At 63.1% G+C, this 12,670-nt stretch carries 13 protein-coding genes; 6 read left to right on the top strand and 7 right to left on the bottom strand.

Features of this window, described 5'->3' with window-relative positions; all coding sequences use genetic code 11:
* The first annotated feature begins 87 nt into the window (after window positions 1-87).
* On the top strand, window positions 88-450 hold the full coding sequence (locus ACQ4W4_RS16095; protein WP_070218980.1) for a hypothetical protein: 363 nt from the start codon (window positions 88-90) through the stop codon (window positions 448-450).
* A gap of 143 nt (window positions 451-593) precedes the next feature.
* Here ACQ4W4_RS16095 and ACQ4W4_RS16090 read toward each other — a convergent pair whose 3' ends face one another.
* Window positions 594-1,175, bottom strand: coding sequence for a putative pterin-binding protein (locus ACQ4W4_RS16090; protein ID WP_436542848.1), 582 nt, complete (start codon window positions 1,173-1,175; stop codon window positions 594-596).
* A 225-nt stretch (window positions 1,176-1,400) separates the two neighbouring features.
* Here ACQ4W4_RS16090 and ACQ4W4_RS16085 point away from each other — a divergent pair, with 225 nt between their 5' ends.
* A complete protein-coding gene (locus ACQ4W4_RS16085) occupies window positions 1,401-1,982 on the top strand; it encodes a porin family protein (protein ID WP_070218982.1) in 582 nt (193 codons plus the stop codon).
* A gap of 72 nt (window positions 1,983-2,054) precedes the next feature.
* Here the strand turns inward: ACQ4W4_RS16085 and ettA are convergent, their stop codons facing one another.
* Together ettA and rarD are read right to left on the bottom strand one after the other, a co-directional pair.
* The gene (gene ettA / locus ACQ4W4_RS16080) at window positions 2,055-3,722 is read right to left on the bottom strand and encodes an energy-dependent translational throttle protein EttA (RefSeq protein ID WP_436542847.1); all 1,668 of its coding nucleotides are present in this window, start codon (window positions 3,720-3,722) and stop codon (window positions 2,055-2,057) included.
* Window positions 3,723-3,819: 97 nt separating this feature from the next.
* Window positions 3,820-4,704 (bottom strand): EamA family transporter RarD, encoded by an 885-nt coding sequence (rarD, locus tag ACQ4W4_RS16075; protein WP_436542846.1) that lies wholly within the window; start codon window positions 4,702-4,704, stop codon window positions 3,820-3,822.
* A 238-nt stretch (window positions 4,705-4,942) separates the two neighbouring features.
* Here rarD and ACQ4W4_RS16070 point away from each other — a divergent pair, with 238 nt between their 5' ends.
* Both ACQ4W4_RS16070 and ACQ4W4_RS16065 read left to right on the top strand, forming a co-directional pair.
* Window positions 4,943-6,820 (top strand): potassium transporter Kup, encoded by a 1,878-nt coding sequence (locus tag ACQ4W4_RS16070; protein ID WP_436542845.1) that lies wholly within the window; start codon window positions 4,943-4,945, stop codon window positions 6,818-6,820.
* A 168-nt stretch (window positions 6,821-6,988) separates the two neighbouring features.
* Window positions 6,989-7,450, top strand: a complete 462-nt coding sequence (locus ACQ4W4_RS16065) for an FKBP-type peptidyl-prolyl cis-trans isomerase (RefSeq protein ID WP_436542844.1) — start codon at window positions 6,989-6,991, stop codon at window positions 7,448-7,450.
* A 65-nt stretch (window positions 7,451-7,515) separates the two neighbouring features.
* Here the strand turns inward: ACQ4W4_RS16065 and ACQ4W4_RS16060 are convergent, their stop codons facing one another.
* The 3 genes from ACQ4W4_RS16060 to ACQ4W4_RS16050 form a co-directional block, all read right to left on the bottom strand.
* On the bottom strand, window positions 7,516-8,187 hold the full coding sequence (locus ACQ4W4_RS16060; RefSeq protein ID WP_436542843.1) for a Dph6-related ATP pyrophosphatase: 672 nt from the start codon (window positions 8,185-8,187) through the stop codon (window positions 7,516-7,518).
* Window positions 8,184-8,660 carry a GNAT family N-acetyltransferase gene (locus tag ACQ4W4_RS16055; protein ID WP_436542842.1) on the bottom strand — a complete coding sequence of 159 codons (477 nt, stop codon included), beginning with the start codon at window positions 8,658-8,660 and terminating at the stop codon, window positions 8,184-8,186. Before ACQ4W4_RS16055 ends, ACQ4W4_RS16060 begins: the two co-directional genes overlap by 4 nt.
* Before the next feature lie 125 nt (window positions 8,661-8,785).
* Window positions 8,786-9,211: an organic hydroperoxide resistance protein gene (locus tag ACQ4W4_RS16050; protein ID WP_436542841.1), complete on the bottom strand. Its 426-nt coding sequence runs from the start codon at window positions 9,209-9,211 to the stop codon at window positions 8,786-8,788.
* A gap of 284 nt (window positions 9,212-9,495) precedes the next feature.
* Here ACQ4W4_RS16050 and ACQ4W4_RS16045 point away from each other — a divergent pair, with 284 nt between their 5' ends.
* Window positions 9,496-10,761, top strand: coding sequence for a histidine kinase (locus ACQ4W4_RS16045; RefSeq protein WP_436542840.1), 1,266 nt, complete (start codon window positions 9,496-9,498; stop codon window positions 10,759-10,761).
* Window positions 10,748-11,530, top strand: coding sequence for a LytR/AlgR family response regulator transcription factor (locus tag ACQ4W4_RS16040; RefSeq protein WP_436542839.1), 783 nt, complete (start codon window positions 10,748-10,750; stop codon window positions 11,528-11,530). The genes ACQ4W4_RS16045 and ACQ4W4_RS16040 overlap by 14 nt, the downstream gene beginning before the upstream one ends.
* A gap of 81 nt (window positions 11,531-11,611) precedes the next feature.
* On the opposite strand, the gene ACQ4W4_RS16035 is transcribed toward ACQ4W4_RS16040, so the two are convergent.
* Entirely contained in the window at window positions 11,612-12,655 is a 1,044-nt protein-coding gene (locus ACQ4W4_RS16035; RefSeq protein ID WP_436542838.1) for a histone deacetylase family protein, read from the bottom strand.
* Window positions 12,656-12,670 lie beyond the last annotated feature (15 nt).

The following is a 12,670-nucleotide window of genomic DNA, read 5'->3' as shown; positions in this document are numbered from 1 at the left end:
ATAAGATTTGATGAGGGGAATCATTGCGCATCGCCCCTGTCTTGCCGCCCGTTTCAGGCGCGGGACATTCCGCGCAGGGAGTGTTGCATGTTATTTTTAAAGAGTACGTCCGTTAGCAAGGCCCCCGGCATCTACGAGGTCGACATCGCCGCCAAACCGCCTGGCAAGACCTTCGGCATTTTTCTTGCCACCGATCCCGACCATCCGCCGCTGGCCTTGCTGGAGCAATTGAAGGCGCTCGGTTTCGAGAACACCTATAGTTCGCCCTACCTGCACAAGGATTCGGGCAAAGTGCTGGACCTGCATTTCCAGAAGGATGGCACGGATATCTTCAAGGGCTGGAAAACCGAGGAGTGCACGCACAACCTGGCGGCCATCACCGCCCTGTTCGAGGAACACGGCATCACCATCGCTCCGAGGGTGATGTCGATGGCCGAAGCCTACGCCTAAACGCCGATCAAAACCTACTGCGCGTCGGTATAGGCGGCCTGCGATGCTCACTGCCTCGGCGGCCCCGTGCATTAGCACAGCTCCGCTGCTCAGTCACCTCTTCCTTCCGCTCGCTACGGTTTTGTTTGGCGTTTTAAGTAGCGTCAACCCGCCTCCACGCCGACGTGATACAGCGCCCACGGGCAACTGGCGAAGCGTTCGGCCAGGGGCAGCGCCGCCACGGCCGCGATGCGTTCGGCATCGTGGATCGCCCATAGCGGCCCCAGGCCGCCCAGCGCCATCGGCTGCCCATCGAGGTGGGTGGCGACGATAAAACGCTGGGCGCGCGCCTGCGCCATGGTCAGCGCCGCCGCATAGCCATCGACGGCCCGCAGCAGCAGCCGCACGGCATCTTCCTCGGGCGCGCCCGCCGCCTTCAATACATCGACCAGCAGCGGACCGCGCAGCGCATGCGCCTTGCCGTCGTACTCCAGGGTGGGGTGGATCGTGCGAGCCGGCAAGTTCGTCAGCGCCGCAAAGTCGAATGCCCGCGCCCGCTCAAAACTGATCTTTTGCTTGTGCATCATCTGGTCGCGCACGGCGTCGAACGGGCCCCGGTTCGGCTTGTCGACGCTGCCCGTGACGGTCAGCAGGGCCGGACCGCGCAGGCCGGCGGGCGCCGCCCGGCCGATGGCCGGCAGGGTGGCCGCCGCCATGGCGGCGGCGAGAAACTGGCGTTTGTGCATGCACGTCTCCTCTGGACTGAAAATCGCTAATGTTCTTAAGTCTATCTTAAGTTCGCTCAACGGTGCGCATTTTACCGTTATTGTCAGTTTGGAACGTTCGCTTACATCTTGTCACAGTTCTTACGGAATGGAGAAAGACGTGGCTTTTTTCGGCTGTTATTGTGTAGTCATCGCACTTCGCTGAACTGCGAATCCAGGCACCATTCACTAATTGAGAGAGAGAACATGATGAAGAAGAAAATCCTGTTTGCGATGATCGCTTCCGTTACCGCACTGACCGGCATGAGCGCGGCGCACGCCGAAGGCGCCTATGTGGGCGCCGGTGTCACGGGCAACCGCTACAACTTCGATATTCCTGGCGCCACCAGCGCCGATAATCACAGCGGCTACAAGGCCGGCGCCAAGATTTTCGCCGGTTACGATTTCGATAAGACCTGGGCGGTCGAGGGCGGCTACGCCGATTTCGGCAGCAAGGATTACAGCTATGTCACGGGCGCCGGCAACGGTTCCGTGAAAAGCGATTCGCACGGCTACTACCTGGCTGGCAAGGCCACCATGCCGGTGAGCGACAAGGTCGGCGTGTTCGGCAAGCTGGGCGTGGCCAAGGTCAAGAACAGCTTGAGCGGCACGGGCCTGTCGACCGGCATCAGCGGCAACGACAAGACGGGCGTGTACGCTTCCGTCGGGGCCCAGTACGCGATCAACGAGAAAGTTTCGCTGACGGCGGAAGTGGAACACTTCGGCAAGAGCGCCGACCAGGGCCGCAAGGCGACCGGTCTCGCATTAGGCGCACGCTACAACTTCTAATTTACCGGAAGTTTACTGAAAAAAAAGGCAGTTACCGCGAGGTAACTGCCTTTTTGCATTGCCGGACCGAAATTACGTGGTCAAAGGCTTGTAGCGGATACGCTTCGGCTTCGCGCCTTCTTCGCCCAGGCGTTTCTTCTTGTCGGCTTCGTATTCCTGATAGTTGCCGTCAAAGAAGGTGACCTGCGAATTGCCTTCGAAGGCCAGGATGTGCGTGGCGATACGGTCGAGGAACCAGCGATCATGGGAAATGACCATGACGCTGCCGGCAAATTCCAGCAAGGCGTCTTCCAGCGCGCGCAAGGTTTCCACGTCCAGATCGTTCGACGGTTCATCGAGCAGCAGGACGTTGCCGCCCATCAACAACGTTTTTGCCAGGTGCAGACGTCCGCGTTCACCGCCGGACAGATTGCCCACCTGCTTTTGCTGGTCCGAACCCTTGAAGTTGAAGCGGCCCAGGTAAGCGCGCGACGGCATTTCGAAGCGGCCGACCGTCAGCATGTCGGCGCCGCCGGAGACGTCTTCGAACACGGACTTGTTGTCGGCCAGCGAATCGCGGTTCTGGTCGACGATGGACACGCGCGCCGTCTGGCCGATGGCCACTTCGCCGCTGTCCGGTGTTTCCTTGCCGGTGATCATCTTGAACAGGGTCGACTTACCGGCGCCGTTGGGGCCGATGATGCCGACGATGGCGCCTGGCGGCACGGTAAAGCTCAGGTTGTCGATCAGCAGGCGGTCGCCGAACGCTTTCGACACGTTCTTGAACTCGATGACTTCATTGCCCAGGCGTTCTGCCACGGGAATGAAAATCTCCTGCGTTTCATTGCGTTTCTGGTATTCGTGCTCGGACAGCTCGTTGAAGCGGGCCAGGCGGGCTTTCGACTTGGCCTGGCGCGCTTTCGGGTTCTGGCGCGACCATTCCAATTCCTTCTGCAGCGCTTTCTGGCGCGCCGATTCCGTCGCTTCTTCCTGCTTCAGGCGGGCTTGCTTCTGGTCCAGCCAGGTCGAGTAGTTACCCTTCCATGGAATGCCGTGGCCGCGGTCCAGCTCCAGGATCCACTCGGCCGCGTTGTCGAGGAAGTAGCGGTCATGGGTGATGGCGACGACGGTGCCGGGGAAGCGCAGCAGGAATTGTTCCAGCCAGTCGACCGATTCCGCATCCAGATGGTTGGTCGGCTCGTCGAGCAGCAGCATGTCGGGTTTCGACAGCAGCAGCTTGCACAGCGCCACGCGGCGCTTTTCACCGCCGGACAGCACGCCGATGGTGGCGTCCCATGGCGGCAGGCGCAGCGCGTCGGCGGCCATTTCCAGCTGTAAATTCAGATTGCCGCCGTCGGAGGTCGAGATGATCGCTTCCAGGCGTGCCTGTTCCGTGGCCAGGGCGTCGAAATCGGCGTCTTCCTCGGCATAGGCGGCGTACACGGCTTCCAGCTTGGCTTGTGCTTCAAACACTTCGCCCAGGCCCGACTCGACTTCCTGGCGCACGGTTTTTGCCGGGTCCAGCAGCGGTTCCTGCGGCAGGTAGCCGATGTTCAGGCCCGGCATCGGCACGGCTTCGCCCTGGATGTCGGTGTCGATGCCGGCCATGATTTTCAGCAGGGTCGATTTGCCGGAGCCGTTCAGGCCCAGCACGCCGATCTTCGCGCCTGGGAAGAAGGAGAGGGAAATATCTTTCAGAATCTGGCGCTTGGGCGGGACGATTTTGCCCACGCGATTCATGGTGTAGACGTAATTTGCCATTAGAAATCTCGGGTGATATACAAAGACGGACAGGATACGGTAAACGCCCGCTTCCGGCCAGCGCTGCGCGCTGCGGAAACGGGCCCCAGAGGCAGGGTTAGGCGGCGGCGCGCGCGCGGTGGGCCGTCCACAGCCCCTCGGCCGCATACAGGCCCAGCGCCGTCCAGATGACGAGGAAACCCAGCATGCGCTCGGGCGTGAACGATTCGTGGAAGACCCATACGCCGATCAGGAGCTGGCCCGTGGGGGCGATGTATTGCAATAGCCCCAGCACGGCCAGCGGCAGGCGGCGCGCGCCGGCGGCGAACAGCAGCAGGGGAATGGCCGTGATGGGGCCGGACGCCAGCAGCAGCGCGCGCGTGGCGGTGGAATCCGTGTTGACGAAGCCGCTCTGGCCATGCCATGCCAGCCACAGCATGTAGGCCAGCGCCAAAGGGAACAGAATCAAGGTTTCGAACGACAAGCCTTCCAGCGCGCCCAGCGCGGCCGTCTTGCGCAGCAAGCCATAGCCGCCGAAGGTGGCGGCCAGCAGCAGGGCGATCCACGGCACCTGCCCGGCCTGCCACGTGAGCCAGGCCACGCCGCAGGCGGCCAGGGCGATAGCCAGCCACTGCAGGCGGCGCAGGCGTTCGTGCAGCAGCAGGAAGCCCAGCATGACATTGATCAGGGGCGTAATGAAGTAGCCGAGGCTGGCGTCGACCACATGGCCGTTGTTGACGGCCCAGATATAGATGAACCAGTTGGCGGACAGCAAGAAAGCACTGGCGACGAAGCTGGCCACCACCTTCGGCTGGCCTTTCAGGGCGCCCAGCCAGCTCCACTGGCGGCGCACGGTCAGCACGATGCCTAGAAACAACAGCGACCAGACCATGCGGTGCGCCAGGATTTCCTGTGGTGCAATCTCGCCGATGGCGTGGAAATACAGGGGAAACAGACCCCAGCACAGGAAGGCGAGGGAGGCGTACAACATGCCTGGATTCATGATGGGCTTCGCTGGAGAGTAGACAGTCTGTCATTATGGCTGAAAACATCGGGGGCTGCCCGGCGCCGCTGGCGAAGCGTAGAATGGCAACACATCAATGGCCGCAAGCCCGTGCAGCAAGGCGGAGCGGTACAAAACCACGACTTTGGGGCAGCTGCGGAACCATGCAAAAATACTCTTGCTATTTGCTAATACCTATCATATTGTGCGATGCAACAAAACAAAAACGGGTGCAATCTTGACGTCGGAACACAAAAAAAGCGGCCTGGTCGGCTTGACGCTGGCGGCCGTCGGCATCGTTTACGGCGATATCGGCACCAGTCCGCTGTACACCCTGAAGACGGTCTTCGATCCTGCCCACGGCCTGGCGGTCACGCATAACAACCTGCTGGGCATCGTCTCGCTGATCTTCTGGGGCCTGACCCTGATCGTCTCGCTCAAGTACGTGACCCTGGTGCTGCGCGCCGACAACCGCGGCGAGGGCGGCATCATGGCCCTGATGGCGCTGGTGCTGTCGTCCGTCAGCAAGTCGTCGCGCTGGCATGTGCCGCTGATGGTGATCGGCGTCTTTGGCGCCACCCTGTTCTATGGCGACAGCGTGATCACGCCGGCCATTTCCGTGCTGTCGGCCATCGAGGGCCTGGAAGTGGCCACGCCCGCCTTCAGTCCGTATGTGGTGTGGCTGACGATCGTGGTGCTGGTGGCCCTGTACTCGGTGCAGTCGCACGGCACGGCCGGTATCGGCCGCTTCTTCGCTCCCATCATGCTGATCTGGTTTGTCGCGCTGGCCTGCATGGGCGTGGTCAACATCGTCAAATCGCCGGCCATCCTGGCCGCCATCAATCCGCTGCATGCAGTGGCCTTCCTGCTGGACAACGGCCGCATCGCCTTCCTGTCGCTGGGCGCTGTGGTGCTGGCGCTGACGGGCGCCGAGGCGCTGTACGCCGACATGGGCCACTTCGGCAAGAAGCCGATCCGCATGGCCTGGTTTCTGATCGCCTTCCCCGCGCTGGCGCTGAATTACCTGGGGCAGGGCGGGCTGCTGCTGGCGCACCCGGAAGCCATTTCCAATCCGTTCTACCAGCAGCTGGGCGCCTGGAGCGTGTATCCGCTGGTGATCCTGTCGACCATGGCCACCGTCATCGCTTCGCAGGCAACCATTTCCGGCACCTTCTCGATGACCAAGCAAGCGATCGCGCTGGGCTTTTTGCCGCGCATGCGCGTGCGCCACACGTCGGAAAGCGAAATCGGGCAGATCTACATCCCCGCCGTCAACTGGCTGCAGCTGGCCGTGGTGCTGATGGCCGTCGTCGGTTTCGGTTCGTCTGAAAAGCTGGCCGCCGCCTACGGCATCGCGGTGACGGCCACCATGCTGGCGACCACCATCCTGACCTTCTTCGTCATCCGCTACCGCTGGAAGATGAATTTGCTGCTGTGCTGGGCCGCCACGGGCTTCTTCCTGATCATCGATGTGAACTTGTTCGCCGCCAGTTCCCTGAAACTGTTCCACGGCGGCTGGTTCCCGCTGCTGCTGGGCGCCATCCTGTTCATCATCATGCTGACCTGGAAACGGGGCCGCCAGCTGGTATTCCAGAACCTGGAAAAGCATGCGATTCCGCTCAACGAATTCCTCTCGTCGCTGTTCATCGCGCCACCGATGCGCGTGCCCGGCACGGCCATCTTCCTGCGCGGCGAAACGGATGGCGTGCCGCATGCGTTACTGCATAACTTGCTGCATAACAAGGTGTTGCATGAGCGCGTCATTTTCCTTACCGTCTTCATGCATGAAGAGCCGTGGGTGGCGCCATCGGAGCGCGTGCGCGTGGTGGAACTGGGCCACCAGTGCTACCAGGTCAACGTGCATTACGGCTTCAAGGATGAACCGGACATTCCGTCCGCGCTGGCGCAGTGCGCGCAGCAGGGACTGGACTTCGAGATGATGGAAACGTCGTTCTTTATCGCGCGCCAGACCATCATTTCGACGCCGGGCGCCGGCATGATGCCGTGGCGCGAGCACCTGTTTGTTACCATGTCGCGCAATGCGCGTACGGCGGCCGACTACTATCAGATCCCGAGCAACCGGGTGATCGAACTGGGCACGCAGGTGGAAATCTAGACGTGACGGCGCGGCGCAATGATTATTGTGGCAATGTTGTATTGTTGCGCAATCTTCCGCCGTGCTTACGTCTGCTTACAAATTGGCTGCGCGACTCCTGTTAAACTGCTGCTCGCACTGGCCCGCACCGTACGGGCCGAGCCACACACCAATATTTAAAGGGAAACCATGAAATCGGTATTTCAAAAGATCGCCATGCTCGTCTGCGCCGTGGCCCTGACCGCTTGCGGCGCCGCTGCCAACACCGAGAAGCCGGTCGTGCTCGACCCGAATACGCAAGTGAAAGAACTGACAATTACCGATACGGTGATCGGTACCGGCACGGCGGCGGCAGCGGGCGACACCCTGCTGGTGACCTACACGGGCTGGCTGTATGACGCAAGCAAGCCGGGCAACAAGGGCGTGCAGTTCGATGCGAGCCCGGCAGGCAGCGGTTTTACTTTCCCTCTGGGTATCGGCCGGGTCATCCTGGGCTGGGACCGCGGCCTGGTCGGCATGCAGGTCGGCGGCACGCGCACCCTGGCCATTCCGTATGACCTGGGTTATGGCAAGGCGGGCAGCCCGCCGAAGATTCCTGGCTACGCCGGCTTGCTGTTCGAGATCAAGCTGGTGAGCGTGACGAAAAAGTAAGCGTGCAGGGCAGCAAATACAAAGGGCGATTCCACGGAATCGCCCTTTTTGCTTTGCTGCCCGGTTTAAGCGGGCGCCAGCTCCTGGAAGTAATACGTGGCGCCGCCCAGATTGGCCGGCGCGTCATATTGCAGCACTTGTGTGCGGCGCAGCGCCACGGGGGCGCTGAAGGCGGGGCCGTCGTAGACGAAGGTGTGGAATTCGCCGTTTTCGCCGCAGGCGTCGACGCCGGGCGGCAGGTCGGCCAGGAAGGCGGCGTCGAATTCGCGTCCGCAAAATTCGCGCGGCAGATGCTGGCCGTTGATGCACACGACGATGGCCTTGAAGCCGGCGGCGAGAAATTCGTCGACCAGCGCGCGCCGTTCCCCGCCCCACAGGGGCAGGTGCGCCGTCAGGCCGGCCGCGGCGCAGACTTTTTCTTCCCAGTCGCGGTGCGGCTGCAAATCGATGTCGCCAAACAGGGCGTGGGCTATGCCCTCGGCCTTGGCCGCGCGCAGCATGGCGATGAATTGTTCTTCGTAGCTGGCCCAGCTGGCGTGATAGCGCTGCAGGCGCGCGCCCAGGCTGGCCGCCTGCGCTTCGAGCAGCTCGGGCGGCACGCCGTGCGAGCGCGATTTGCGGCCATCTTCATCCATGGCCGTGATCAAGAGCGGCACGTCCAGGCCGGCGTTGCGGGCGCGCCACAGGGCCAGGCAGGAATCCTTGCCGCCGCTCCAGGAAATGAGGGCCGTCATCATGCCGCCGCTCCCGGCTGCACCGCGCGCAGCATGTCGACGTGCTGTATGCCGTCTTCGTCATACGGCGCGCTGACGGTGACAAAGCCGAAGGATTGATAAAAGCGTTCCAGGTAGTGCTGCGCGCCGATGCGGATGGCGTGGCCCGGGTGCCGGCGTTCGGCCCGGGCGATGCCCTCAAGCAACAACTGCTTGCCGACGCCGCTGCTGCGCGCCTCGGGTGCCGTCAGCACGCGGCCCAGCGACATTTCCACATACTTGGCGCCCGGCGCCAGCACGCGCAGGTAGGCGGCCAGCCGGCGCTGGCCATCGGCCGTTTGCCAGCCCAGCAAGTGCATCGCCTGCTGGTCATGGCCGTCCAGGTCCGGGTAAATGCACTGCTGTTCGATGACGAACACGCGCTGGCGCAAGGCCAGCACCTGGTACAAATCGTGGGGGCCGAGTTCGTCGAACGTGTTCCATTGCCAGGCGATCATGCATACTCCGAAAAATCAGGGAAAGAGCGTCATTCTAAAGGCGTACGCAAAAAAACCGCATTGCCATGAAGGCAGTGCGGTTTGGATGGCAAAGCGCGACGCGCAGCAGCCTGGTTCAGGTGCGCTCAGACGATCGTCAGGGTGACGTCGATGTTGCCGCGCGTGGCGTTCGAGTACGGGCACACGATGTGGGCGGCGGCGACCAGTGCTTCGGCGGCGGCGCGTTCCATGCCTGGCAGCGAGATTTTCAATTCCACTTCGATGCCGAAGCCCGTCTCGATGGCGCCGATGCCGACGTTGCCTTCGATGGACAGGTCCGCCGGGATGGCGATCTTGTCGCGGCCGCCGACGAATTTCATGGCGCCGATGAAGCAGGCCGAGTAACCAGCGGCAAACAGTTGTTCCGGATTGGTGCCGACGGCGCCATTGCCGCCCAGTTCTTTTGGCGTGGTCAGCTTGACGTCGAGCACATTGTCGGACGACACGGCACGGCCTTCGCGGCCTCCGGTGGCGGTGGCTACAGCGCGGTACAGGACTTGTTTGATCGACATGATGGTTTCCTTTAGATAGGTAAATAGGTAACTACTAAATAGTGTACTACTTGTTTCGCGGGCTGTCGCCCCAGGATGCCTGTCTGCAGAAGCAATGTGCGGCGTCCATGTACACAATATATATCGCGCACTATTTAATTGCAAGCGATTTTATTTGGGGTTGGCGCGCATTGACGCTTTATTTTCTTGCCTTGGTCGCCAGTATTGCCCTTCCATCGCATAATGGCCACCGCTGCCGGGGCCGATGATTATGCTGGCCCCACTTCAATACCCAAGGAAAAATCATGACCAGCCTCTTCTTTATCCTGCGCCTCACCCTGGCCGCGATGCTCACATACATCATCGCCACGGCGATCCTGGTCGAGAACTTTCTGCGCCATATTTTCGGACACACGGAAGGCTTCTTTGTCATCGTCGGTGCGCTGCTGGCCTGCGCCGTCGTCACGAATGCGTTTTCGCACGTGCGGCGCGTGCGCCTGATCGCCGGCGCCGTCAATGCCGGCACCCTGTCGAGCCGGCAGCGGCGCCAGATCGAGATCCCGTTCGAGGCGGGCGAGGCGTTCGACATGATCGATGCGGCCATCCGCGAATTGCCGGGCAGCGAAGTGGTCGAGAGCGCGCGCGACAGCCTGCAGGTGCAGGCCCGCGTGCGCCGCGCCGCGCCCTACACGCACACGGGCTTGCCCCGCATGCGCGTGCTCGGTTTCCTCGAGCCGCGGCCGAACCAGATCCTCGCCACCGTCACGCCGAATGGCGAGGCGGGCAGCGTGACCCTGATCTGCGAGCCGGCGCGCAATGCCTGGACCGACTGGTTCCTCGTCGACCATGGCAGCAACCTGGAAAACGCGGAGGCGGTGACGCGGGCGATGACGCGCCGGGTGGCGCAGCGCCGGCGCGGCGAGCAGGCCGAGGCGCGCCAGACGGTGACGGAAAAGGAACTCACGGTGGCCAAGCTGAGCTTGCTGCATGCGCAGGTGGAGCCGCACTTCCTGTACAACACCCTGGCCAGCGCGCAGCTGCTCACGCGCAGCGACCCCGTGCGCGCCGACGCGATGCTGGGCAACCTGATCCTGTACCTGCGCCACTCGCTGCCGCGCACGGAGCAAGCAATGTCGACCCTGGGCACGGAGCTGGAAAGGGCGCGCGCCTACCTCGACATCCTGAAAATCCGCATGGGCGCGCGCCTGAACCTGCAGATCGAGGTACCGCAATACCTGCGCCAGGTGGAGCTGCCGCCGATGATGCTGCAAACCCTGGTGGAAAACGCCATCAAGCATGGCCTGGAGCCGAAAAGCGGCGGCGGCACCATCTGGATCATGGCGCGCAGCGGCAATGGCACGGTGATCGTCACGGTGGCCGACGACGGCAAGGGCTTCAGCGACGACGGCGCCGGCACGGGCATTGGCCTGCGCAATGTGCGCGAACGCCTGCGCCTGATCTACGGCAATGCCGCCGCGTTTGCCATCGTCGCCAATTTCCCCGATGGCGTGACGGCCACCATCACGGTGCCCGACAGCACGGCGCAAGGAGTGTCGTATGCATCCGCCTGAGATGACCTGCGTCATCGCCGAAGACGAAACCCTGCTGCGCGACGCGCTGGTGGCCCTGCTGGCCGAAGAGTGGCCCAACTTGCGCATCGTCGCCGCCTGCGACGACGGCGGCACGGCGCTCGATGCCATCGCCACGCGCAAGCCGGACGTCGCCTTCCTCGACATCCGCATGCCGGGCTTGACGGGGCTGGAAGTGGCTGCCGGCGCGCTCGACGCCAGTCCCGCCACGCAGGTGGTGTTCGTCACCGCCTACGACCAGTACGCGATCGACGCCTTCGACAAGGGCGCCGTCGATTATTTATTGAAACCGGTCGCCCGCGAGCGCCTGCAGGCGACCCTGCAGCGCGTGCAGGCGCGGGCCGGCAAGACCCGGGCGGGCGACGGCGCGCTCGCCGGCCTGCTGCAGCAATTGAGCAGCGCCTTGCCGGCGGCCGCCAAGTCGCCGCCGCTGGTGTGGCTGACGGCCAGCAGCGGCAAGGATACGCGTCTGATCATGGTCGAAGACATCGCCTATTTTCAATCCGACACCAAGTACACGGCCGTGATGACGGCGGACGGCGAGGCGCTGCTGCGCAAGCCGATCCGCGAACTGCTCGACGTGCTCGATCCGGCCATCTTCAAGCAGATCCACCGCTCCACCATCGTCAACATGAAGATGGTGGCGTCGGTGACGCGCGACGAGGTGGGACGCGGCGTCCTGCGCCTGAAGACGCGGCCGGAAACCCTGGCCGTGAGCCAGCCGTTCATGGCGCTGTTCAGGAATATGTAGAGCTGCTAAAGCCGGGGTCAGACCCTCAACACCGCTAACGCCAGGCTCACCGTCAACGTGGACGGGGGTCTGACCCCAGAATTACTCCGCCGTTTCAAAGCCTTCGAGCACATTGACCACATTGATGCCGATTTCCTTTACCGCATAGCCCCCTTCGAGGATGAAGGCGGTGGGCAGGTTCAGGTGCGCGAGGCGTTCGCCCACGCGCAGGTAGTCGCCGCTTTGCAAGGCGAAGTGCGACAGCGGGTCGCCCACGAAGGTGTCGACGCCGAGCGAGACCACCAGCGCGTCGGGCGCATACATATTGATGCGCAGGCAAGCCGTTTCCAGCGCGGCGAACCAGCTGGCCGCGGACGTGCCGGCCGGCAGCGGCAGGTTGACGTTGTAGCCGAGCCCCGCGCCGCTGCCCGTCTCGTCGGCGTGACCGAGGTAAAACGGATATTCGCCGCGCGGGTCGGCGTGGACGGAGGCGAACAGCACGTCGTCGCGCTGGTAAAAGATGCTCTGCGTGCCGTTGCCGTGGTGGTAATCGATATCGAGGATGGCGACCTTGCGCGCGCCGTCGTCGAGCAGGTGCTGCGCGGCCAGGGCCGCGTTGTTCAGAAAGCAGTAACCGCCAAAGAAATCGCTGCCCGCGTGGTGGCCCGGCGGGCGCGTCAGGGCGAACGTGGCCCGTTCTCCCAGGCGCAGCGCGTGGGCCGCGTTGACGGCGCAGTCGGCGCCCGTCTTGGCCGCCGTCCAGGTGCCGGCCGTCAGCGGCGTGCCGTTGTCCATCGAGTACAGCCCCAGCTTGGCCGTGAAGTCGTCCGGTTCGATGTCGCTGCGCAAGGTGCGCACGGGCCAGACGGAGGGCAAGGCATCCTTGTTGGCATTGTCCGGGTCGAGCGCCAGCCAGTCGTGCCAGGCATGGCGTAAAAAATGCAGATAACGGGGCGTGTGGATGCGTTCGAGCGACGTCAGCGGCACGCCGTGCGGCGTGACGATACGGCCCAGGTTGCGCCGCCCCAGCTCGGCCACCACCATGTCGGCCCGCTCCGGCGTCTCGAAGCAGGGCACCATGGTGCCGCGAAACAGCTCGAAGCGGCCCCGGTGCTGGCCGTGCAATTCATTGTAGAAGGTCAGCATGGGGCGCCAGGCAAA

The sequence above is a fragment of the Janthinobacterium glycogeni genome, from assembly GCF_051380725.1.
In the GTDB taxonomy this organism is placed as follows: domain Bacteria; phylum Pseudomonadota; class Gammaproteobacteria; order Burkholderiales; family Burkholderiaceae_D; genus Janthinobacterium.
Note: the sequence above shows the minus strand (reverse complement) of the source record. Positions and strands in the feature narration are given on the sequence as shown.